Annotated in this window: 24 protein-coding genes; 7 read left to right on the top strand and 17 right to left on the bottom strand. The window is 71.7% G+C overall.

Features of this window, described 5'->3' with window-relative positions:
• Nucleotides 1-3: 3 nt before the first annotated feature.
• The 8 genes from GXW83_RS06990 to GXW83_RS06955 form a co-directional block, all read right to left on the bottom strand.
• The gene (locus GXW83_RS06990; RefSeq protein WP_182442006.1) at nt 4-180 is read right to left on the bottom strand and encodes a hypothetical protein; all 177 of its coding nucleotides are present in this window, start codon (nt 178-180) and stop codon (nt 4-6) included.
• 4 nt (nt 181-184) lie between these two features.
• On the bottom strand, nt 185-379 hold the full coding sequence (locus GXW83_RS06985; RefSeq protein WP_182447739.1) for a hypothetical protein: 195 nt from the start codon (nt 377-379) through the stop codon (nt 185-187).
• A 93-nt stretch (nt 380-472) separates the two neighbouring features.
• On the bottom strand, nt 473-832 hold the full coding sequence (locus GXW83_RS06980; protein ID WP_182442005.1) for a hypothetical protein: 360 nt from the start codon (nt 830-832) through the stop codon (nt 473-475).
• Nucleotides 833-851: 19 nt separating this feature from the next.
• A complete protein-coding gene (locus GXW83_RS06975; protein WP_182442004.1) occupies nt 852-1,043 on the bottom strand; it encodes a hypothetical protein in 192 nt (63 codons plus the stop codon).
• A 16-nt stretch (nt 1,044-1,059) separates the two neighbouring features.
• Complete coding sequence (locus tag GXW83_RS06970; protein WP_182442003.1) at nt 1,060-1,716, bottom strand: DUF2637 domain-containing protein; 657 nt, start codon at nt 1,714-1,716, stop codon at nt 1,060-1,062.
• 84 nt (nt 1,717-1,800) lie between these two features.
• Nucleotides 1,801-2,001, bottom strand: coding sequence for a hypothetical protein (locus GXW83_RS06965; protein ID WP_182442002.1), 201 nt, complete (start codon nt 1,999-2,001; stop codon nt 1,801-1,803).
• 87 nt (nt 2,002-2,088) lie between these two features.
• Entirely contained in the window at nt 2,089-3,462 is a 1,374-nt protein-coding gene (locus tag GXW83_RS06960) for an FtsK/SpoIIIE domain-containing protein (protein ID WP_182442001.1), read from the bottom strand.
• Nucleotides 3,463-3,467: 5 nt separating this feature from the next.
• Entirely contained in the window at nt 3,468-3,815 is a 348-nt protein-coding gene (locus GXW83_RS06955) for a hypothetical protein (RefSeq protein WP_182442000.1), read from the bottom strand.
• 159 nt (nt 3,816-3,974) lie between these two features.
• Here GXW83_RS06955 and GXW83_RS06950 point away from each other — a divergent pair, with 159 nt between their 5' ends.
• Both GXW83_RS06950 and GXW83_RS06945 read left to right on the top strand, forming a co-directional pair.
• On the top strand, nt 3,975-4,718 hold the full coding sequence (locus GXW83_RS06950; protein ID WP_182441999.1) for a transposase family protein: 744 nt from the start codon (nt 3,975-3,977) through the stop codon (nt 4,716-4,718).
• Nucleotides 4,719-4,736: 18 nt separating this feature from the next.
• The gene (locus GXW83_RS06945; RefSeq protein WP_182441998.1) at nt 4,737-5,207 is read left to right on the top strand and encodes an NUDIX hydrolase; all 471 of its coding nucleotides are present in this window, start codon (nt 4,737-4,739) and stop codon (nt 5,205-5,207) included.
• Here the strand turns inward: GXW83_RS06945 and GXW83_RS06940 are convergent.
• On the bottom strand, nt 5,204-5,764 hold the full coding sequence (locus tag GXW83_RS06940; protein WP_182441997.1) for an HD domain-containing protein: 561 nt from the start codon (nt 5,762-5,764) through the stop codon (nt 5,204-5,206). The genes GXW83_RS06945 and GXW83_RS06940 overlap by 4 nt on opposite strands.
• A gap of 1,185 nt (nt 5,765-6,949) precedes the next feature.
• Here GXW83_RS06940 and GXW83_RS06935 point away from each other — a divergent pair.
• The 3 genes from GXW83_RS06935 (at nt 6,950) to GXW83_RS06925 (ending at nt 8,545) form a co-directional block, all read left to right on the top strand.
• Nucleotides 6,950-7,294 (top strand): hypothetical protein, encoded by a 345-nt coding sequence (locus GXW83_RS06935; protein WP_182441996.1) that lies wholly within the window; start codon nt 6,950-6,952, stop codon nt 7,292-7,294.
• Nucleotides 7,295-7,306: 12 nt separating this feature from the next.
• Complete coding sequence (locus tag GXW83_RS06930) at nt 7,307-7,708, top strand: VOC family protein (protein ID WP_182441995.1); 402 nt, start codon at nt 7,307-7,309, stop codon at nt 7,706-7,708.
• A 69-nt stretch (nt 7,709-7,777) separates the two neighbouring features.
• Nucleotides 7,778-8,545 (top strand): DUF6348 family protein, encoded by a 768-nt coding sequence (locus tag GXW83_RS06925; RefSeq protein ID WP_225446815.1) that lies wholly within the window; start codon nt 7,778-7,780, stop codon nt 8,543-8,545.
• 68 nt (nt 8,546-8,613) lie between these two features.
• Here GXW83_RS06925 and GXW83_RS06920 read toward each other — a convergent pair whose 3' ends face one another.
• The 6 genes from GXW83_RS06920 to GXW83_RS06895 form a co-directional block, all read right to left on the bottom strand.
• Nucleotides 8,614-8,811 carry a hypothetical protein gene (locus GXW83_RS06920; protein WP_182441993.1) on the bottom strand — a complete coding sequence of 66 codons (198 nt, stop codon included), beginning with the start codon at nt 8,809-8,811 and terminating at the stop codon, nt 8,614-8,616.
• Nucleotides 8,812-9,069: 258 nt separating this feature from the next.
• Nucleotides 9,070-10,230: a PP2C family protein-serine/threonine phosphatase gene (locus GXW83_RS06915; RefSeq protein WP_182441992.1), complete on the bottom strand. Its 1,161-nt coding sequence runs from the start codon at nt 10,228-10,230 to the stop codon at nt 9,070-9,072.
• Between the two features lie 586 nt (nt 10,231-10,816).
• On the bottom strand, nt 10,817-11,644 hold the full coding sequence (locus GXW83_RS06910; RefSeq protein ID WP_182441991.1) for an Fpg/Nei family DNA glycosylase: 828 nt from the start codon (nt 11,642-11,644) through the stop codon (nt 10,817-10,819).
• 10 nt (nt 11,645-11,654) lie between these two features.
• Nucleotides 11,655-12,140, bottom strand: a complete 486-nt coding sequence (locus GXW83_RS06905) for a ribose-5-phosphate isomerase (protein WP_182441990.1) — start codon at nt 12,138-12,140, stop codon at nt 11,655-11,657.
• A gap of 98 nt (nt 12,141-12,238) precedes the next feature.
• On the bottom strand, nt 12,239-12,835 hold the full coding sequence (locus GXW83_RS06900) for a biotin transporter BioY (protein WP_182441989.1): 597 nt from the start codon (nt 12,833-12,835) through the stop codon (nt 12,239-12,241).
• A 256-nt stretch (nt 12,836-13,091) separates the two neighbouring features.
• Entirely contained in the window at nt 13,092-13,730 is a 639-nt protein-coding gene (locus tag GXW83_RS06895) for a DsbA family protein (protein WP_182441988.1), read from the bottom strand.
• A 243-nt stretch (nt 13,731-13,973) separates the two neighbouring features.
• On the opposite strand from GXW83_RS06895, the gene pepN (GXW83_RS06890) reads away from it, so the two are divergent.
• Nucleotides 13,974-16,580: an aminopeptidase N gene (gene pepN, locus GXW83_RS06890; protein ID WP_182441987.1), complete on the top strand. Its 2,607-nt coding sequence runs from the start codon at nt 13,974-13,976 to the stop codon at nt 16,578-16,580.
• A gap of 78 nt (nt 16,581-16,658) precedes the next feature.
• On the opposite strand, the gene GXW83_RS06885 is transcribed toward pepN (GXW83_RS06890), so the two are convergent.
• Complete coding sequence (locus GXW83_RS06885; RefSeq protein WP_182441986.1) at nt 16,659-17,306, bottom strand: alpha/beta family hydrolase; 648 nt, start codon at nt 17,304-17,306, stop codon at nt 16,659-16,661.
• A gap of 112 nt (nt 17,307-17,418) precedes the next feature.
• Between GXW83_RS06885 and pepN (GXW83_RS06880) the strand changes: the two genes are divergently transcribed.
• Entirely contained in the window at nt 17,419-20,019 is a 2,601-nt protein-coding gene (gene pepN, locus GXW83_RS06880) for an aminopeptidase N (protein WP_182441985.1), read from the top strand.
• A 92-nt stretch (nt 20,020-20,111) separates the two neighbouring features.
• Here the strand turns inward: pepN (GXW83_RS06880) and GXW83_RS06875 are convergent, their stop codons facing one another.
• Nucleotides 20,112-20,273: a hypothetical protein gene (locus GXW83_RS06875; protein WP_370466587.1), complete on the bottom strand. Its 162-nt coding sequence runs from the start codon at nt 20,271-20,273 to the stop codon at nt 20,112-20,114.
• Between the last annotated feature and the right edge of the window lie 83 nt (nt 20,274-20,356).

Below are 20,356 nucleotides of genomic sequence, written 5' to 3'. Positions count from 1 at the left end.
CGGTCACCGGGTTGCCTCGGGGGTGGCGGGCGGGGTGTGCTGGTCGATCCAGTCCTCTGCGCAGACCTTGTGGACGGGCTTGGCCCGGTCGGAGCGCAGGTTGGTGGGCTTGTCGCAGATCACGCAGGGCTTGGGGGTGTTGTCCCAGTGCTTGGCGTCACGCCAGTCCAGGAGGGCCACAGGGTCACCTGCTCGCCAGGGCGCGGGTGCTGGCCGTGGCGTGAGTGCCGGTGCCGTGGCAGTCCGGGCAGGCCGTGTGCAGGGTGGGCAGGGTGCCGTCCGGGCGGCGGCGGGTGCTGGTGGTCACGGCGACGATGGGGAAGCCGTCGCAGGCCGGGCACTGGCGCTGTGCGGGCATGGCAAGGCTGTTGGGGTGCATGATGGTGTCTCCTGTCTCGTCTGTTGGGCGGGCGGGTGCTCGGGGCGACCGGTCTTCCTGCCAGGGATTCGGGCGGTCGCCCCGAGGTTTGAGCTACCGGCGGCGAGTGCGGTCGGTCGGCGAGGGGTTGAGCAGGGAACGCAAGACGGCCAGGGCCAGGGCGGACGCGGCGAAGGCCAGGAGCAGGCCGATGGCGATCACGCCGACCACGGCCACGGCGGTCACCGCGCCGATGCCGCCAGCGATGTACGGCGCGAGCGAGGGCCGGGGCGTGGGCACCGGGGCCGGAGCCGGGGCGTAGAACGGAGCGGTCGGGGCGTACGGCGCGGGGGTGGTGTGGTGCTGGCAGTTGCAGGCCGGGGCGGTGGTGGCCGGGGGCTGCGGGGCGGGCAGGTTGGCGGCGGGCTGGTAGAGGTCGTTGGCGGTGGGGACGTTGATCGGGCGCAGGAACACGGCGGTTCCCTCCTTCGGGTCAGTGACGGGTGTTGACGATCTGGACTCCGGTGCGGGTGCCGGAGGTGATGGCGGGAGCCACGAAGGTGTGGGCGAGGAAGAAGCCGAAGAAGATCAGGGCGAGCCCGGCCCACCAGCGGATTCGGAAGAACTTGAAGACCAGCCAGGCGACGATGCCCAGGACCAGGACCACAGGCAGGTTCACGGTCACGGCGGATTCCTCCTTGTCAGAGTTGGGCGGTGATGGCGTCGGCGAGCGGGACCGGCACACCGAGCACGGCGCGCAGCGCGGCCGGGTCCAGGGCCGTGCCGGTGCGGGCGCGGTGGTCGGCGGCAACCTTGCGGGCGTGCGCCAGCAGCGCGGCCGGGACCTCCATGGCCGCAGCGGCGGGCGGTAGCGCGGGCACCGGGTCCGGCTCGGCGGGCAGAGCGGCCACCGGGTCCGGGACGGACACGGGCATCGGCGCGGGCGGGACGGGTGCGGGCTGGTCCGGTTCGGTGGCCGGGGTGGCGGGGGTGTGGGCGAGGAGGGTTCCGCCGAGGAACGCGGCGGCGGGCCACCCGGCGACCAGGATGCGCAGCCAGGCCGGGACGTTGCGCAGGTCCAGGAGTCCGGCGGTGGCGACGTTGGCACCCAGGGATGCGATCAGGGCGACCAGGAACCAGACCCACACCAGGCGGACCGGGGTACCGGCGGCGCGACCAGCGCGCAGGCGACGCCAGGCGGCGACGAACAGCAGGTCCACCGAGATCGGGTAGGCCCATGCCTTCCAGCCGGACTGACCGGCGGCGCTGGCGATGTCGTGCAGATGGGCGAAGGACAGGGACGCGGCGATCACGGCCTGCACCAGCACCGGGTCAACGCGGTGCAGTAGGCGGCGCATAGAGGTTCACCTCCAAAGTGGGGTTGGTGCCGGGGCCGGGCGGGGCGAGGAGCAACCGGCCGCCCGGTCCTGGCGGTCGAGGGTTCAGGCGGGGTCGGCAGCGGGGGCTTCGCCGCTGCCCCAGCAGGCCAGGCACGCGCCCTGCTGCTCGCCGACGTTGCGGTGTCGGCGGCCCACGCGGACGGGATTGCCGACCTGTCCGGTGCCCTGACAGGGCTCGCACGGCACGGGCACGGTCGGGGCGGGCACGGTCTTGGCTGCGGCGCGCTTGCAGGCGGTTGCCATCGGGCTCACCGGTCCTTCCGGGTCGAGGCATGGCGGGGGTAGGGACCTGGCGCGAAGCGGTCACGCCGACCGTGGTGCGGGAAGCTGCTACGGGGTGACCGGCACCGGCTTGACCAGCGGGACCGGGGCCAAGAGCGCGGCCGGGCGGAAGCGGGCCAGTTCGGGCAGGTCCGGGGTCATGTGCGCGTGAGCCCGGCACATAGCCGCGACCTCTTCCAGGGACCGAGCGGGAGTGCGGACCCGGGACCAGTGCCCGGAGGTGTCGCCCACCACCGCCGTCCCCGGACGCTCCGGAGCGATCTGGGTAGCGGCGTACACAGCGGCAGCGGCCACGTCCGCAAGCGCCATCTTGGCCGAGGCTTCGTCGTTGACCCGGTGGCACACCCGGCCGGTGAGCTGGGCGCGCAGTGCGGTTGCGCCCTTGCCCAGGTCGGAGCCGAAGCGCTGACCGGCGATCTCCATGTACATCCCGGCGGCGCGGCCGAGCTGGGCCAGCCGGATCAGGTCGGTGACCATCTGGTCCCGGCGCTTGTCGTCCTTGGCCGAGGCGGTCAAGAACACCTCCGCGATCTCGTCGATCAGCAGCACGACCGGCACCGGACGGATGTCCTCAGGCAAGCCCCAGATGTCGGAGGTGATCTCCTCATCCGGGGTGCTGCGAGCGATGCCCTGGCGCTCCCGGATCAGCTCGTACCGATCCTCCATCATCTGGATCAGGATCGGCAGCAACTCTGAGGCTTCCTGCGGGTCGATGGCCAGGGCGGAAAGCCGGGAGCCGAACGGGGCCAGCTCCACACCCCACTTGCAGTCGATCCCCACCAGCGCGACCGGCTGGGGAGCCAGGCCCCACAGCAGGTTCCGCAGCAGCATCGACTTGCCCGACTGGTTCGCCCCCAAGCTCAGCTCATGCGGGATCACCCGGAAGTCACGCACGAACACCGTGCCGTCCTCCCGCAACGCCACCGGCACCCGCAGCAGACCAGCCGCCTTGGCGCTGGCCCGCTTGGGCATCCGCACCGACCGCAGCACATCGAACGCGGTCAGCCGCAGCTCCACCATCCCGGGCCGGACCTCGGCCACATGGACGCCATGGACCTCCCAGGCGTGCCGTAGGCGCTCGGCCACCTCGGCCACATCAGCGGTCTCCTGCCCACGAGCCAGCCGCAGCCGAAGCCGCAACCCGGTCGCGGTCGGCACCACGCCCCGCACACGCGGCGGAACCGGACGAAGCTCACGCCGGGCAACGGCCGTCGAGGCCATCGTGCGCCACAGCGAGGGCTCGACCGTCAGCCCGCACGCCTCCATCACCCGGGCGTAGGAGTGCGCGATCCGGCCAGCGGTCACCGGCAGACCCACCACGGACCAGTACAGCCGGGGCGTCTTGGCCCGGGCCACCGCCAGACCGGCCCCGCCGACTACCAGCGGGGAGCCCAGCTCCAGCAGCGAAGCCAGCTCGGACACCGCACTCAGCCCTTCACCGCAGCGGGGACCATCGAGGTGATGGCGACGGCCCGGAACGAGATCCCGTGCCGCTTCTGCCCGTTGAACTCGTTCTCCCAGTCCCGAGCCCGCAGGCCCACGATGGTCACCGGGGTGCCGACCGCGATGTCCGGCGCGATCCCCGACTCCAGCACCGACACGGTGAGCAGGTTCGCCTCACCCTCGTCAGCCACGGTCAGACCCACCGTGACCATCCGACCACCGGTCTCCCGGTCCAACGCGATCTCACCCGTCTTCTGGTTCACGAGCTTGAGCTTCGGGGGGACCGCCACGAACGCGATGGCGGTCGAAGTGTCGATCTTGAAGGAAGGCATGTTCCCAACTCCCTTGCCGGGGACTTCTGATGGCTTCACCGGGCGACCCCGGCAACATCAGGAAACCGCTCGGAGGGGTGGACGTATCACGGTCGCCATGGACCTTTAGGGACGTCTGATGTATCGTCAAAACGTCCCTAGGTTCCGGGAAGGTGTCCCATGCCGAACGACCGGCTGCGCGCAACCATCGCCGCCAAGAACCACACGATTCAATCGGTCGCCGACCACGTTCAGGTCGATCCCAAGACAGTTGAGCGCTGGATCACGAGGGATCGCGTCCCGCACCGGGGGCATCGCTGGAAGACTGCCCAGTTGCTGGCGACGGATGAGCTGTACCTCTGGCCTTCGGTCGAGCCCGAGGCCAAGACCGCCAGCGCGGCCGAGTTGGCGACGTTCTACCCGAACAGGGGAGCGGTCCCCGGCTCCCTGTGGTCATCACTGATCGACAACGCCACCAGCCAGATCGACATCCTTGTGTACGCCGGGCTGTTCCTCTTCGACAGCCATCCTGACTTCGCCGATGATCTGGCGGACAAGGCCGCCGCGGGAGCCCAAGTTCGCATCCTCTTGGGTGACCCGAGCTCAGAGGCTATCCGCCACCGTGGCGAGGAGGAGGGCATAGGTGATGATCTCGCTGCCCGCGCGAGGCTCAGCCTGAAGTACCTGAGGCCCGCCACACGCACGCCCGGCGTGGAGGTGCGGCTGCACGACACGATCCTCTACAACTCGGTCTACCGGTTCGATGACGACGTGCTGGTCAACCCGCACGTCTTCGGGGCACCGGCCGGACAGAACCCCATGATGCACTTCCGCTACGTCCCCGGAGGGCGGACGTTCCGTCACTACCTGCGCAGCTTTGATCGAGTCTGGGAGCTCGGAACACCAGCACCCGCCGGACGATGATCGTGGCAGTCTTGGGGCATGGCTCGCGTCGACTACTTCAATGACCCGGATGCACCTGTGGCGAACAGCATCGTCCCCTCAGTGACTGTGGTTGCCCTGAACGACCTCGGAGAGGTCCTGCTCGTCCACAAGACCGACAACGATCTCTGGGCGCTGCCGGGCGGCGGTGTCGACCTCGGCGAGTCCGCCCCACAGGCGGCCGTACGCGAGACCAAGGAGGAAACCGGATTCGACGTCGAGATCAACGACATCGTCGGCACGTACACCAACCCGCACCACGTCATTGCCTACGACGATGGCGAGGTCCGGCAGCAGTTCTCGATCTGCTTCACTGCCACCATCCTCGGAGGAGAGCCCCACACCAGCAGCGAGACCAAGGAAGTTGCCTTCATCGCACCGAGCCGCTTGGACGAGCTGAACATCCACCCGTCCATGCGCCTTCGCATCGAACACGGGCTGAGCCACCGGACACGGCCCCACGTCGGCTAGACGCCGATACCGGCCAGCCGCTCACGGACCCGTGCCACCGCTGCACCCAGGTACGGACGGGCATTGCTGATCGCAGTGTGCACCTCGTTGCCTGGGGCGTAGCGGACGAGGATCTCGTCCACCCGCTCGTCGAAGTCGAAGGACTCGCCAGCGGGACCAGTGGTCATGTCGGCACAGATCAGCGCATCCAAGATCGGGCCGTCTTCTCGCTCGAATGCGCTCAGCTCGGCGGTGAGGCCACGCTGCTCGGCCTCGAACACGGCCCCGGAGTGGTGAGCCACCAGGCACACCAGCCTCCGAGGGGCACCCAGCGTCACCAGGTGCCGGGCACCGTCGATGGGGTGAAATCCCGTGTCGCGCAGCTCGGGGGCGTAGCCCAGATCATGCAGCCAGGCAGCGGCGACTAGCAGCTCTCGATCATCCACAGGGACGGCTGCACTGATCTCCGCCGCCCGCGCGGCTACGGCCTGCGTGTGCAGCCACCGATTGCCCAGCGGAGGCAAATACGCCTCGGCGAGCTGCGCCGCAGCACTCGGAGTGTCCAAGCTAGAACCCATGGCACCCACCGTAGTGGAGCCGCCCGCCACCGTAGGAGAGGCTGTCCGGCCAACCGCCGGAGCCCGGGGCGGCGGGGCGGCAGCGGGCGGGTGATGACTTTCCCTACTTCATCAAGGCACCCGGCGGTCGCTGACGCTCCGCCGGGCGCGCCGCTCGCCCCGCTCGCGCCCGCGCTCCTGTCTTCGCCCCGCGCTGGCGCGGCAGGTCGGCTCCGCGCCCGCTGGATAGGCCCCGAAGGGCATGAAGCAGGAATAACCCCGGTGCCGACGAGATAGACCGCTCAGGCCAAGACAGACGCCTCCGGCGGGGGCGCTCCGGCTCCGGGATGGGGAGCACTGCCCGCGAGTACCGGTTCGTTCATGGCTGAGGAGGAGGCTGCCATCCCGCCCACCACCGGCCCAGGCAAAGCCGAGCAGCCTTGCCCCCTGGTGTCCAGGTCGTTCGTCCAGCCGGGCGCTCCACCTGGACACCAGGGGGCAAGCCCGCTCCACTGCGTGTGGGCCGATGGCAGACGGGATGGCAGCAGGGGACGTCGTGGTTCCTGCGGAGGCGAATCGACTCCCGAAAGCCTTCGCTACATGGCAGACTTCATGCGTCGCTGAGCTGAGCCCGGCACTGCTGGGTTCCGCGCTGCTGCTGTCTGTCTCGCTCATTTGTCGCCTTCCTGCACGTGACGTTGCATCGACAAAGGTGCTGGCGAAGGGAGACAAGGTGGGCAAAGAAGAGAAGGCCCCCAAGCGGGGCTGGTGGGAATCCGTGCGTGATGTTGCTGCGGGCCTCGGTGAGGCGTGTGGTGGCGCTGTGATCTTCGCACTTCTAACAGGCGCAGCAGTGGCGGGCTGAGCCCAGCGGCAAGCCCTCTAACGTGCCCCTTCCGTGCCCGGGCGGAGGGGAAGCAGCAGGGAATCAGGGGGACTGTCGGCGCGATCGGCGCTCCGCCGCAGGTCAGCGGATCGCCAGGTCAGGCGCAATTCGGTAACGGACTCTTCCAAACTAGCTACGCGGGTTCGATTCCCGTCGCCCGCTCGGAATGGTTCGGCCCCAGCTCAGCGACTCGGTCGCAGGGCTGGGGCCGAACGTCGTTCCGGGGGGGCGGCAGTGTCCGGGCGGGCCCCCTGGGAGGGTGTCGGTGCTCGGGAGTAGGGTCGGGCCGTCTGATCATCGTGCCCGAGGGGGGTGGCGTCATGACGACGCCGAAGCACGTGCCGAAGGTGAGCGACGAACGCCTGTGCTGGCTGGCCGTACGCGACCAGCTCAACAAGAAGGCCAACAAACTGGGGCCGCTCGGCTGGCTCACCGCGCTGGCGGGGGCCGGCAACCGCGGGGGGCAGCGCGCCAGCGGGCTGGGCGGGGACATGCGGCGCGAGGGCCGCGCCGACACGATGGACGACTACGCCTTCGCCGTCGACGACGCGGCCGGCAAGCTCTCGGCCGAGGAGCGCGCCCACCTGCGGGCCACCGGCGAGTTGCCGGAGTGGTTCCTCGGCGAGGTGGAGCGGCTGGCGGCCGTGATCAAGAAGCAGCGCTAGGGGGCGCCGGCGATGGAACTGGTTCAGGTCCGGCTGGTGGTGCGGGACTTCGGGGAGTGCTTCCGGTTCTACCGGGACGTCCTCGGCCTCACCCCGCAGACGGACGACGAGGCGGGCCCGTACGGCAAGTTCACGCTCCCGGGGGGCACCGCGGCGGTCGCGTTGCAGCAGCGCGCGCACCTGGCGCGGGACGCGCCCTGGCTGCGCGGGCGCGCGACCGGCGGCGGCGATGCCGCGCTGCTGGTGCTCAAGGTGGACGACCTGGACGCGATCACCGCCGAACTGCGCTCGCGCGGGGCGCCGTTGGAGGCCGGGCCGGAGGACCGGTGGGAGCGGCTGCGGGTGGCCTACCTGCGCGATCCCGAGGGGAACCTGATCGAGCTGCAGCAGTGGACAGCCCCCCGGCAGGCGTGACCCGGACCGAACACCGGTACGCTCACCTGCAGTAGGTGCTCACCACTAGGCACAAGCGGAGATGCCCCCTTGCGCTCCTCCCGGCGGCTGCAGGTGATCCAGCACAGCATTGTGCGCGAAATGGCCTGCCTGGGTCTCGAGTTCGAGATCGACGGCAGTGTCGTCCGCGGGCCGGGGACCACGGCCGTGGCGGTGCGCGACCACGCCGACGACACCGGCGGGCATGTGGACCTCGGGTATGTGCTGCGGCTCGGCGACGGCGTCGGCCCGGTCGTGTGGGACTGCGCCGCCGGGCTCGGCCGCACCGAGGAGGAGCGGCTCAACAATGCCGTCCAGATGTGGCGCACCACCACCGCCTCGACCGTGGTCGAGCTGCTGGAGCGGCGCGGCGTCCACGGGGACCATTTCGCGCCGGGCGCGGTCGGCGGGGTGCCGGGGTGGCACGCCGTCCAGGGGCCTGCCTGCGTCTTCGGCTTCGACAGTGAGCCGCTGGGCGACTGGGTGGCCGAGCATCAGCTGCTCGCGGCCGTCGCCGGGGAGGTGCTCCCCCGGCTGCGCCAACCCGACCTCAACGGGGTGCGGTTCTTCTTCGGCGGCCGCTCCGGCGACGAGGTCGCCGAGGTCCGGGTGAACGGAGAGCCTGCGGCGGACGCCTCGGCGGCCCTGCGGCGGCTCGCCTGGCCCCGCGGCGAACGGCTGGCCTGGGCCCGCTGCTTCGTGCTGCTGGCTGCCGACCCCGAAGCGCTGGCGGGCGCCGAGGGACGCCCCGCGCAGCCCCGTACGCGCGTCGGGGCCGGAGCGGGCGCGCGGCTGCTCCGGCGCTGGCTCCAGGCATGACGGCGCGCAGCCTCGAAGGCGTGAGGGCGGGGAACTGGCGTACCAGCAGGTGATACGGCGTCAGCAGGCTACTTGACGATGCCGTTGATGGTGTTGGCCACCTGGTCGATGAAACTCTGCAGCGGGGCGGCGGCCGAGGTCTTCGCCAGGAAGAAGCCGAAGAGGATGGCAAGGATCGAGTATCCGAGCCGCATGCTCTTGTTCCTGATGAAGACGATCAGAAGGATGCCCAGCAGGACGACGGCGGAGACGGAGAAGGTTGTCACTCGGGTCCACTTCCTCGTTTGGGGCACGCTGAGGTCTGGGCCACCTGGCAGGCCGGTCCGCTGGGCCGTACTGCGGCACAGTTCCCCTCCTCCCCCTCGCCCGACCCCAAGTGTCTCCGGAGGGAACGACTCCGTAAAGCACTTCTGGGGTCACAGCTGCTCAAGGTGATCCAATTCGGCCGAGATTGGCCGAAGTCCGCGTGAAGATCTCGGAGGAAGATCTCAACGCGGATATTACAAGTCCAAGCTCAGGTAGGGCTATTCGCGCCAGATCAGCAGCAGCGCGCGGTCGTCGTTGAGGTCCTTGGCGACCGACTCGATGAGCCGCCAGGCCGTGCCCGCGAAGGCCGATCCCATCAGCCGGTCGGCCTCGCCCATCAACCGGTCCATGCCCTCGGCGAGATCGCGCCCGGGGACCTCCACCATCCCGTCCGTGCACAGCATCAGCAGATCGCCGTGGCGCAACTGCCCGCGCAGGCCGGTGAACTTGGCGCCCTCGTAGATGCCCAGCAGCGGGCCCTCGGCCTCCTTGGTCTCCCAGTTGCCGTCGCCCATGTGCCGCTGCATGCCCGGCAGATGGCCCGCCGAGAGCAGTTCGAACTCACCGGTGTCCAGATCCAGCACCAGGTGGACGGCGCTGGCGAAGCCCTCCTCCCACTCCTGCCGCAGCAGGTAGCCGTTGGCGGCGGGCAGGAAGTCGTGCGGCGGCAGCGAGCCCAGCAGGCCGCCGAAGGCGCCGGAGAGCAGCAGCGCGCGGGAGCCGGCGTCCATGCCCTTGCCGGAGACGTCCGCGAGGACGGCCTCCAGCACCCGCTTGCCCTCACCGGTCCGGGACGCCACCAGGAAGTCCCCGGAGAAGGACTGGCCACCGGCCGGGCGCAGCGCCATCTCGGCGTGCCAGCCCTCCGGCAGCGGCGGGATCTGGCTCTGCACCTTGAGCCGTTCCCGCAGGTCGAACAGCATCGACCCGCCGCCGCGCCAGGGCACGCCGACCCGGTTGCGCAGCTGGGCGACCAGCAGCCCGCCCGCGCCGACCGCGCCCACGACCAGCACGTCGCCGGGCGTGACCCGGCCCGGCCCGAGGCCGTTGTACGGACCGAGGACGGCCGACTCGACGCCGAGCGCGGTCGCGGCGACGGCGTACAGCAGCACCAGGCTGCCGGGGCGCAGCAGCAGCGCGCCGGTGAGGACCGGCAGGACCAGCGCCGGCGGCGGGCACCAGACCGGGGCGAGGAGCGTGGCGAGGGTGATCAGGGGCACGAGCAGCAGCAGCCCGGCGAAGGGCAGCCAGTCGGAGGCGTCGCCTCGGAAGTAGTCCACGGCGGATCGGCGCAGCTTGCGGCGGGCCCGGTAGAGCGCCCTGCGCCCGCGAGCCACGAGAGGGTCCGGGGGTGGTGACCCGGGCGATCCGCCTGCCATGGAGGCTGACCCTACCGAGCCGACGTGTCGGCCGTCGATGTCGCCGGTCACGCCGGTCCGATCATCGGCTCGCCTCCGGGGCATCCACGGTCTCCCCCGCCACTTCGTCACCGCCCCGGCGGGGTTGGTGGCTGGACAGTACCCCGGCTGTGGCCAGGGGCAGGGCCGTTCGCACGGAACCCCGCCGGGAACGTCGCCCGGAATGCGGCAGGCGGGGGCCGGAATCCGGCGGGATTCGGCTGGGCGCGCGGGGTGGATGCGGGGCGCGCACGGGCAGTCCCCACGCCGGAGCGGAGCGGCGCACGCCCGGCGCTGCTTCTACTCGAACGCGCCGGGGGTCGTGACGCGGCGGCAGGGGCGGCGTTGCGCGGCGAGGTCGGTTGCACGGCGGGGGGCGAGGGCGGCGAGGACGCCGTGAGGTGCGGGGAGGTGCGGCAGGGCGGGGCTGGCCGCAGCAGGCGTCGTGGGCGGTCGCGCCGGGCGGTGGTGCCGGGTCACGCCCCGGACAGCCCCGGCGGCGGCCACCCCGCTGCTGCCGCCCCGCGCGTCCTCCGGGCGGTTCCGGCTGCGGGGGGGCGGCTGCGGGTTACGGCGCGTGTCGGGGGCGGGGCGGCTGGCAGGTGGGGCACCAGAAGAGGTTGCGGGCGGCGTGGGTCTCGGTGCGGACGGGGGTGCCGCAGACCAGGCAGGGGCTGCCGGCGCGGCGGTAGACGTACACCTCGCCGCCGTGGGCGTCCTGCCGCGCGGCGCGGCCCATGGCCTCCGGGGTGTGCTCGGGGCGGACGGTGTCGATCCAGCCGTCCCGCACGCCGTCGCGCATCAGCCCGCGCAGGTCGGACCAGATGGCGTCCCACTCGGCGCGGTCGAGCTCGCGGCCGGGGCGGTGCGGATCGACGGCCTGCCGGAACAGCACCTCGGCGCGGTAGATGTTGCCGACCCCGGAGAGCACCTTCTGATCCATCAGCAGCGCCGCGACCGTGCTGCCGCTACGGCTGATCCGCTGCCAGGCCGGTTCCGGGGAGTCGTCCGGACGCAGCGGGTCGGGGCCGAGCCGCTGCTGGACCGCGTCCTTCTCGTCCTCGCCTATCAACGCGCAGGTGGTGGGTCCGCGCAGGTCGGCGTAGTGGCCGTCGGCGGCTATCCGCAGCCGGACCTGTCCGACCGGCGCCGGGGCCGGGCCCTCGCCGAAGCGGACCTTGCCGTACAGGCCGAGGTGGACGTGGATCCAGCCCACGCCCTCGAAGCCGAGGAAGAGGTTCTTGCCGTGCGCCTCGGCACCGGTGAACAGGCGGCCGTCCAGGCGCAGCGCGGACGGCGCGAAGGGCCCCTGCGGGCTGCTGACACGCACGGACTCGCCGCCGAACACCCGGTGGTATTCGGCGGCGAGTCGGTGCAGGGTGTGGCCTTCTGGCATGGGGTCCGGTTCAGCCCTGCGGGTGATGGGCCGGGACCGGGGGCAGCTCGCCGGTGGTCTCGTACTCGCTGATCATGTCGATCCGGCGGATGTGCCGGGGGTCCTGCGAGAACGGCGTGTTGATGAACACCTCGACGAACTTGGTGGCCTCGTCCAGGGTGTGCATCCGCGCGCCGACGCTGACGACGTTGGCGTTGTTGTGCTCCCGGCCCAGCTCGGCCGTCTCGACGCTCCAGGCCAGCGCCGCGCGGACGCCCTTGACCTTGTTGGCGGCGATGGCCTCGCCGTTGCCCGAGCCACCGATGACGATGCCCAGGGCCTCGGGGTCGGCGGCGGTGCGCTCGGCGGCCCGCAGGATGAACGGCGGGTAGTCGTCCACCGCGTCGTAGATGTGCGGGCCGCAGTCGACCGGCTCGTGACCGGCGCTGGTCAGCCACTGGACCAGGTGCTGCTTGAGTTCGTATCCGGCATGGTCGGATCCCAGGTACACGCGCATGGTCGCCAGTGTGGCACGACCGCAGCCGGTGCCGCGCGTCAGCCCTTGCGGCGTCGGCCCGTTCGGCGTCAGCCCTTGCAACCTCAGCCTTTGCAATCTCAGCCCTTGCGGCCGACCAGCTTCCAGGCGGCCGGGAGCAGGCCCATGGCGAGCACGATCTTCAGGGCGTCGCCGATCAGGTACGGGTACAGCCCGAGCGAGGCCGCCTCGGACACCGAGACGTGCAGGTCGGCCGCCAGGTAGCTGACGCCGACGGCGTAGATGGCCAGGTTGCCCAGGACCATGGCTCCGGCGGTGCGCAGCGCGCCGCGGTCCGCGCCGCGCCGGGCCAGCGCGCCGACCAGACCGGCCGCCGCCACGAAGCCGATGACGTAGCCGAAGGTCGCGCCCAGGCCGGAGGTGCCCTGCGCGAACCAGGGCAGCCCGGCCACGCCCGCCAGCAGGTACAGCGCCAGCGAGGCGATGCCGCGGCGGGCGCCCAGGGCGGTGCCGACCAGCAGCACGGCCAGGGTCTGGCCGGTCACCGGGACGGGCGAGCCGGGGACGGGCACCGCTATCTGGGCGGCCAGGCCGGTGACCGCCGCGCCGCCGACGACCAGCGCCAGGTCGCGGACGTGGCCACGGGCGCGGGTGGAGGCGGGGACGAGGTCGGCGAGGACGGTGCCGGGGCGCAGCGTGGCGCTGGTGAGGCTCATGGGTCATCTCCGCGAGGGCAGGAAGGAGGGGTGGACGGCGTGTGCGGTGAACGGCCGTTCACCTCCGTCCACCTCAGTGAACCTATCGGCTGCGGCGCGCGGCGCGCGTATGGCAATCCCCACAAAAAGGCAGGCCGAAGCCTTGGAGCGGGCCGCAGCAGGGCACGCCGGGCCGCGTCGCGGTACGGCCGGGGCGGGCCCCGGCCGTACCGCGGCGGGCCGTACCCGACGGGCGGGCCGTACCCGACGGGCGGGCCTACTCGAAGTTCGGGCCCACCGTGCGAGTGCGCTTCAGCTCGAAGAACCCCGGGGTGGCGGCCACCAGCAGCGTGCCGTCCCACAGCCGGGCGGCGGCCTCGCCGCGCGGGGTCGGGGTGACCACCGGGCCGAAGAACGCGACCTGCTCGCCGTCGGCGCCGGGCACGGCGATCACCGGGGTGCCGACGTCCTCGCCGACCAGGGTGATGCCCTCGGAGTGCGAGGCGCGCAGGGCCTCGTCGTACTCGGTCGAGTCGGCCGCGTCGGCCAGCTCCACCGGCAGGCCGGCCTCGGTCAGCGCGGCCTCGATGGTCTCCCGGGTGCGCGGCTGGCCGAGGTTGTGGAACCGGGTGCCGAGCGCGGTGTACAGCGGGCCGAGCACGTCGTCGCCGTGCTTCTGCGCGGCCGCGATACACACCCGGACCGGGCCCCACGCCTCGTCCATCAGCGCGCGGTACTTCTCCGGCAGGTCGCGGCCCTCGTTCAGCACGGCCAGGCTCATCACGTGCCAGTGCACCCGCACCGGACGCTGCTGCTCGACCTCCAGCATCCAGCGGGAGGTCATCCAGGCCCAGGGGCAGAGCGGGTCGAACCAGAAGTCGGCGGGCGTGGGGGTGGTCGCTTCCGCAGCGGACATGGGTGCTCCTCGTCAGTCTTGCCGGGCAGGTGAGAACAGGTGCCTCTGCAGCGGCAACATGCCGCCGCCGCCGTCCATTCCCGTCCCCCGCCGAGTGCTGTCCGCAGGTTCGCCCGCACGGCTGGGCCAAGCCGGTGGGCGCGGTCCGTGGCCCGTGAAAGGATGCGCGGGAGCCGTGCGCAGCGGTTCGACGTCCGGGCCCCTCACTTGGACGAACGACGCCGAAGGTTAGGGAGTAGCGCAGTGCCCGGGACCAATCTCACCCGCGACGAAGCCCGTGAGCGGGCCCGCATCCTCAGCGTCGACAGCTATGACGTCCGGCTCGACCTCCGCTCGGCCGTCCTGCCGATCGCGGACGGCCAGGGCGCGGGGCGCTTCGACTCGCGGACGGTGCTGCGGTTCCGCTGTTCGGAGCCGGGCGCGGACAGCTTCGCGGACCTGCTGGCCCCGTCGGTGAGCCGGGTCGTGCTGAACGGCGTCGAGCTGGACCCGGCCGTGGTCTTCGACGGCGCGCGCGTCGCCCTGCCCGGGCTGGCCGAGAGCAACGAGCTGGTGGTCGAGGCCGCGTGCGCGTACAGCCGCACCGGCGAGGGCCTGCACCGCTTCACCGACCCGGTCGACGGCGAGACGTACCTCTACACCCAGTACGAACCCGCCGACGCCCGCCGGGTGTTCGCCACCTTCGAGCAGCCCGACCTGAAGGCGCCGTTCAGCTTCACCGTGGTCGCGCCGACGCACTGGACGGTGTTCTCCAACTCCCCCGCCGGCGGCGACCCGGTGCCGGTGGAGTCCGGCCTGAGCTGGAGCTTCGCCCCCACGCCGCGGATCTCCAGCTACATCACCGCCGTCGTCGCCGGGCCGTACCACGTGGCCCGCGACCACTACAGCCGGGTGCTGGAGGACGGCCGCCGGCTGGAGATCCCGCTGGGCGCGCTGTGCCGGGCCTCGCTGGCGTCGTACTTCGACTCGGACGAGATCTTCACCGTCACCAAGCAGGGCCTGGACTTCTTCCACGAGGAGTTCGACTACCCGTACCCCTTCGGCAAGTACGACCAGGCGTTCGTGCCCGAGTACAACATCGGCGCGATGGAGAACCCGGGGCTGGTGACCTTCCGCGAGGAGTACGTCTTCCGCTCCAAGGTCACCGAGGCGGCCTACGAGGGGCGGGCCAACGTCATCCTGCACGAGATGGCGCACATGTGGTTCGGCGACCTGGTCACCATGCAGTGGTGGGACGACCTGTGGCTCAAGGAGTCCTTCGCCGACTTCATGGGGGCCTTCTCGCAGGTCGCGGCCACCAAGTACGGCGCCGGGTGGATCACCTTCGCCAACCGCCGCAAGGCGTGGGCGTACCGGCAGGACCAGCTGCCGACGACGCACCCGATCACCGCCGACATCCGCGACCTCGAGGACGCCAAGCTCAACTTCGACGGCATCACCTACGCCAAGGGCGCCTCGGTGCTCAAGCAGCTGGTGGCGTACGTCGGCCGGGACGCCTTCTTCGAGGGCGCGCGCCGCTACTTCAAGCGCCACGCGTACGGCAACACCACCCTGACCGATCTGCTGGCCGTGCTCGCCGAGACCTCCGGGCGCGGCGCGGACGCCATGGCGCAGTGGTCCAGCGCGTGGCTGCAGACGGCGGGCGTGAACGCGCTCACGCCCCAACTGGTGACCGACGCCGAGGGCGCCATCACCTCCTTCGCGGTGCTTCAGGACGCCGCCGCGAGCCACCCGACGCTGCGGCCGCACCGGATCGCCGTCGGCCTGTACGACCACGACGAGGAGGGGCGGCTGGTCCGCACCCACAAGGTCGAACTGGACGTCGCCGCCGCGCCGCGCACCGAGGTGCCGGAACTGGTCGGCGTGGCCCGGCCCGCGCTGGTCCTGGTCAACGACGAGGACCTGACCTACTGCAAGATCCGCTTCGACGAGCCCTCGCTGACGGCGCTGCGCGCGGGCCTCGGCGACCTGGCCGACCCGCTGGCGCGGGCGCTGGCCTGGTCCGCGCTGTGGAACCTGACCCGCGACGGCCTGATGCCCGCCCGGGACTACCTCGGCCTGGTGCTGGGCTTCGCCGGGCGCGAGAGCGACATCGGCGTCCTGCAGTCGCTGCACCAGCAGGCCAAGGCGGCGCTGGACCTGTACGTCGCCCCGGAGCACCGCGCCGCGTGGGCCGCGAAGCTCGCCGAGGGCGCGCTGACCGAACTGCGCGCAGCCGCGCCCGGCAGCGACCACCAGCTGGCCTGGGCCCGGTTCCTGACCCAGACCGCGACGTCCGAGACCGACCTGCAGCTGGTGTCCGGGCTGCTCGCGGGCACCGCCCGGATCGACGGCCTGGCCGTCGACCAGGAGCTGCGCTGGTCACTGCTGCACGCCCTCGCGTCGGGCGGCGCGGCCACCGGCGCCGAGCTGGAGGCGGAGCTTCAGCGCGACGACACCGCCAGCGGCAAGCGGCAGTTGACGGAATGTCAGGCCGCCCTGCCGGAGCCGCAGGCGAAGGCCGACACCTGGCGCCTGGTGGTCGACTCCGACGAACTGCCCAACGCCCTGGTCGAAGCCCGGATCTCGGGCTTCCAGCAGGCGGACCAGCGCGAGCTGCTGGAGCCGTACGCGGACCGGTACTTCGAGGTGCTGGAGAAGGTCTGGGCCGAGCGCTCCATCGAGATCGCCATGCGCATCGTCAGCGGCCTCTTCCCGCGCCTGGTCACCACCGAGGAGACGCTGACGCGCACCGACGAGTGGCTCACCACCCACGAGGACGCCGCCCCCGCCCTCCGCCGCCTCGTCCTCGAATGCCGCGACGACCTGGCCCGCGCCCTCCACGCCCAATCCACCGACACCACCAACTAACCCCGATTTTCTTTTTATTGACGCCCCGTCACCAACCCTTTGGTGGCGGGGCGTTACCCACTCAGCCGCCTTCGGCGGTCAGGTGGAGGTGGTGGTGAGGGCCCAGGGGGTGACGGTGGTGGTGATGAGGGCGAGGAGGGCGGTGGGGGTGAGGGGGGCGGATTTCGGTGCGGTGAAGGAGTGGTTGCCCTGGGGGAGGGCGAGGAGGCGGTGGGTCGGTGGGAGGTCGGGGAACTCGGCGGGGGTGCCGAAGGGGTCGGTGGCGCCCTGGACGATCAGGGTGGGCAGGTTGGAGGAGAGAAGTTCGTCGGCGCGGCTGCGCTCCGGCTTGCCCGGCGGGTGCAGCGGGAAGGCCAGGGCCAGGACGGCGGCCGCGCCGGACGCGGCGCCGGTGCGGCAGGCGACGCGGGCGCCCGCGCTGCGCCCGCCGACGATCAGCGGCAGGCCGGGGAACTGCGCGGTCAGCGCGGCGACCACCGGCAGCCAGCCGGCGTCCAGGGTCTTCGGCGCGGGCGCGACCTTGCGGCCGGCCACCCGCCAGGGCTGCTCGACCAGCGCCACCGCGATCCCGCGCGGGGGGAGCGCCTCGGCCAGCGCCTGCAGATCGGCGGATTCGATGCCGCCGCCCGCGCCGTGGCCGAGGGCGAGCAGGGCGCGGGGCGGGCCCTCGGCAGCACGGAGCGTGACCGCCGCGTCGCCCGCAGGTGTGGGAACGATGGTGCGCATGGGGAAGACGATAAGCCGTCCGGGCCCGGCCTCCCGGGAGGCTGCTCGGCCACGCGTCCGACGTGGGAGGATGCCGGGAAGCTGAGAGAACCTGACGAAGGAGTCACGCAGCGTGCCTGGCACCAACCTGACCCGTGAGGAGGCCCGTACCCGGGCCGCGCTCCTCACCGTGGACGCATACGCAGTCGAGCTGGACCTGAGCACCGCCCCCGAGGGCGGGACGTTCCGGTCGACCACCGTGGTCCGCTTCACAGCGTCCACTCCTGGCGCGTCCACATTCATCGACCTGATCGCGCCGACCGTGCACGAGGTCGTACTGAACGGCACGGCGCTGGACCCCACCGAGGTCTTCGCCGACAGCCGGATCGCGCTGCCCGAGCTGGCCGCCGAGAACGAGCTGCGCGTGGTCGCGGACTGCGCGTACAGCAACACCGGTGAGGGCCTGCACCGGTTCGTCGACCCGGTCGACAAGGAGACCTACCTCTACACCCAGTTCGAGGTCCCCGACGCCCGCCGGGTGTTCGCCACCTTCGAGCAGCCCGACCTCAAGGCGACCTTCGCGTTCACCGTCACCGCCCCCACCGGGTGGAAGGTGGTCAGCAACGAGGCCTCGCCCGAGCCCGAGAAGGGCGAGGTGCTGGGCACCCAGGTGCACCGGTTCGCGCCCACGCCGCGGATCTCCTCGTACATCACCGCGCTGATCGCCGGACCGTACTCGTCCGTCCACGACGAGTACGTCGACGCCAGGGACGGCCGCCGGGTGCCGCTCGGCGTCTTCTGCCGCGCCTCGCTGGCCTCCTACCTGGACGCCGACGCGATCTTCGAGGTCACCCGGCAGGGCTTCGACTACTTCCAGGAGAAGTTCGACACCCGCTACCCGTTCAGCAAGTACGACCAGCTGTTCGTGCCGGAGTTCAACGCCGGCGCGATGGAGAACGCGGGCGCGGTCACCTTCCGCGACCAGTACGTGTTCCGCTCCAAGGTCACCGACGCCGCGTACGAGACCCGCGCCGAGACGATCCTGCACGAGCTGGCGCACATGTGGTTCGGCGACCTGGTCACCATGGAATGGTGGAACGACCTGTGGCTGAACGAGTCGTTCGCCACCTTCACCAGCATCCTGTGCCAGGCCGACGCCCCCGGCAGCCGCTGGCCGCAGGCGTGGACGACCTTCGCCAACTCCATGAAGACCTGGGCGTACCGGCAGGACCAGCTGCCGTCCACGCACCCGATCATGGCGGAGATCAACGACCTGGAGGATGTCCAGGTCAACTTCGACGGCATCACCTACGCCAAGGGCGCCTCGGTGCTCAAGCAGCTGGTGGCGTACGTCGGCCAGGACGCGTTCTTCGCGGGCGTGCAGGCGTACATGAAGCGCCACGCCTGGGGCAACGCCCGGCTGTCCGACCTGCTGGGCGCGCTGGAGCAGACCTCCGGCCGCGACCTCAAGGCGTGGTCCAAGGCGTGGCTGGAGACCGCCGGGATCAACATCCTGCGCCCGGAGATCGAGGTGGACGCCGACGGCGTGCTGACCTCGCTCGCCGTCCGCCAGGAGGCCCCCGCGCTGCCCGCCGGCGCCGTCGGCCAGGCCGTGCTGCGCCCGCACCGCATCGCCGTCGGCCTGTACGACCTGGACGGCAGCGGCGCGCTGGTGCGCACCGACCGGATCGAGCTGGACGTCGACGGCGAGCTGACGGCCGTGCCGGTCCCGGCCGGACGCAAGCGGCCCGCGGTGGTGCTGCTCAACGACGACGACCTGTCGTACGCCAAGGTCCGGCTGGACGCCGAGTCGCTGGCCACGGTCACCGCGCACATCGCCGACTTCACCGAGTCGCTGCCGCGCGCGCTGTGCTGGGCCGCCGCCTGGGACATGACCCGCGACGGCGAGATGGCCGCCCGGGACTACCTGACGCTGGTGCTCAGCGGCGTCGGCCGGGAGTCCGACATCGGCGTCGTCCAGTCGTTGCAGCGGCAGGCCAAGACCGCCCTGGACATGTACGTGGCCGCCGAGTGGCGCGCCGAGGGGCTGGAGCAGTACGCGGCCGCCGCCCTGGAGCAGCTGCACGCGGCCCAGCCCGGAGGCGACCACCAGCTGGCGTGGGCGCGTTCGTTCGCCGGTGTCGCCCGCACCGAGGAGCAGCTCGCGCTGCTCGGCGGGCTGCTCGACGGCAGCGTGACCGTCCCCGGCCTGGCCGTCGACGACGAACTGCGCTGGAGCCTGCTGGAGCGGCTGTCCGCGGTCGGCCTCGCCGACGAGGACACCCTGATGGCCGAACTGGACCGCGACAACACCGCGGCCGGGCAGCAGCACGCGGCCACCTGCCGGGCGGCGCGCCCCACGGCCGAGGCCAAGGCCGAGGCGTGGGCGTCGATCGTCGAGGAGGAGCGGCTGACCAACACCGTCCAGGAGGCGGCGATCGTCGGCTTCGTCCAGGCGGACCAGCGGGAGCTGCTGGCCGGTTGGACGGACAAGTACTTCGCCGCGATCAAGGGCATCTTCGAGCAGCGCACGCACGAGATGGGCCAGCAGATCATCGTCGGCCTGTTCCCGGCGCTGCAGGTCACGCAGGCCACCCTGGACGCGACGGACGCCTGGCTGGCCTCGGCCGAGCCGGCCCCGGCGCTGCGGCGCATGGTCGTCGAGGCGCGGGCGGGCGTGGAGCGGGCGCTGCGCGCGCAGGAGGTCGACCGCGCGGCCGGTGCCCGGGGCTGACGGTCCCGCGCACGGCCGTCGGCGGCACGCAGGCAGACAGCAGCCCCCGCTGCTCCTCCCGAGGAGCGGCGGGGGCTGTGACGTGCCGTGGGTCAGATCTTCTTGTCGGGCTTGGTGAGCAAGAGGACCAGGCCGGAAATGATGACGAAGAGCGCGATCGGGCAGCCCACGTACAGGCCGAGGGACTCGGCCACGGTGAGGCCCGCCAGCTGTACGTCACCCGCCGGGGCGGCGGCGAACGACGGGGCAGTCATGAGAAGCAGCGTGAGCGCGGTGCCGGCGGCTACGGAACCGGCGCGCAGGGAGTTTCGAGTCATCACGCTCCAACGGTAGAGGC

This window comes from Streptacidiphilus sp. PB12-B1b (genome assembly GCF_014084125.1).
Taxonomy (GTDB): domain Bacteria; phylum Actinomycetota; class Actinomycetes; order Streptomycetales; family Streptomycetaceae; genus Streptacidiphilus.
This window is presented reverse-complemented; position numbering and strand designations above follow the sequence as displayed.

What these genes read in the sequence shown, in the direction of transcription:
- GXW83_RS06965 (WP_182442002.1), bottom strand. Translation starts at nt 2,001, where the DNA reads ATGGCAACCGCCTGCAAGCGCGCCGCAGCCAAGACCGTGCCCGCCCCG.
- GXW83_RS06895 (WP_182441988.1), bottom strand. Translation starts at nt 13,730, where the DNA reads ATGTCCGCTGCGGAAGCGACCACCCCCACGCCCGCCGACTTCTGGTTC.
- GXW83_RS06885 (WP_182441986.1), bottom strand. Translation starts at nt 17,306, where the DNA reads ATGCGCACCATCGTTCCCACACCTGCGGGCGACGCGGCGGTCACGCTC.
- GXW83_RS06905 (WP_182441990.1), bottom strand. Translation starts at nt 12,140, where the DNA reads ATGCGCGTGTACCTGGGATCCGACCATGCCGGATACGAACTCAAGCAG.
- GXW83_RS06935 (WP_182441996.1), top strand. Translation starts at nt 6,950, where the DNA reads ATGACGACGCCGAAGCACGTGCCGAAGGTGAGCGACGAACGCCTGTGC.
- GXW83_RS06985 (WP_182447739.1), bottom strand. Translation starts at nt 379, where the DNA reads ATGCACCCCAACAGCCTTGCCATGCCCGCACAGCGCCAGTGCCCGGCC.
- GXW83_RS06910 (WP_182441991.1), bottom strand. Translation starts at nt 11,644, where the DNA reads ATGCCAGAAGGCCACACCCTGCACCGACTCGCCGCCGAATACCACCGG.
- GXW83_RS06955 (WP_182442000.1), bottom strand. Translation starts at nt 3,815, where the DNA reads ATGCCTTCCTTCAAGATCGACACTTCGACCGCCATCGCGTTCGTGGCG.
- GXW83_RS06915 (WP_182441992.1), bottom strand. Translation starts at nt 10,230, where the DNA reads ATGGCAGGCGGATCGCCCGGGTCACCACCCCCGGACCCTCTCGTGGCT.
- GXW83_RS06930 (WP_182441995.1), top strand. Translation starts at nt 7,307, where the DNA reads ATGGAACTGGTTCAGGTCCGGCTGGTGGTGCGGGACTTCGGGGAGTGC.
- GXW83_RS06970 (WP_182442003.1), bottom strand. Translation starts at nt 1,716, where the DNA reads ATGCGCCGCCTACTGCACCGCGTTGACCCGGTGCTGGTGCAGGCCGTG.
- GXW83_RS06950 (WP_182441999.1), top strand. Translation starts at nt 3,975, where the DNA reads ATGCCGAACGACCGGCTGCGCGCAACCATCGCCGCCAAGAACCACACG.
- GXW83_RS06940 (WP_182441997.1), bottom strand. Translation starts at nt 5,764, where the DNA reads ATGGGTTCTAGCTTGGACACTCCGAGTGCTGCGGCGCAGCTCGCCGAG.
- GXW83_RS06875 (WP_370466587.1), bottom strand. Translation starts at nt 20,273, where the DNA reads ATGACTGCCCCGTCGTTCGCCGCCGCCCCGGCGGGTGACGTACAGCTG.
- GXW83_RS06900 (WP_182441989.1), bottom strand. Translation starts at nt 12,835, where the DNA reads ATGAGCCTCACCAGCGCCACGCTGCGCCCCGGCACCGTCCTCGCCGAC.
- GXW83_RS06945 (WP_182441998.1), top strand. Translation starts at nt 4,737, where the DNA reads ATGGCTCGCGTCGACTACTTCAATGACCCGGATGCACCTGTGGCGAAC.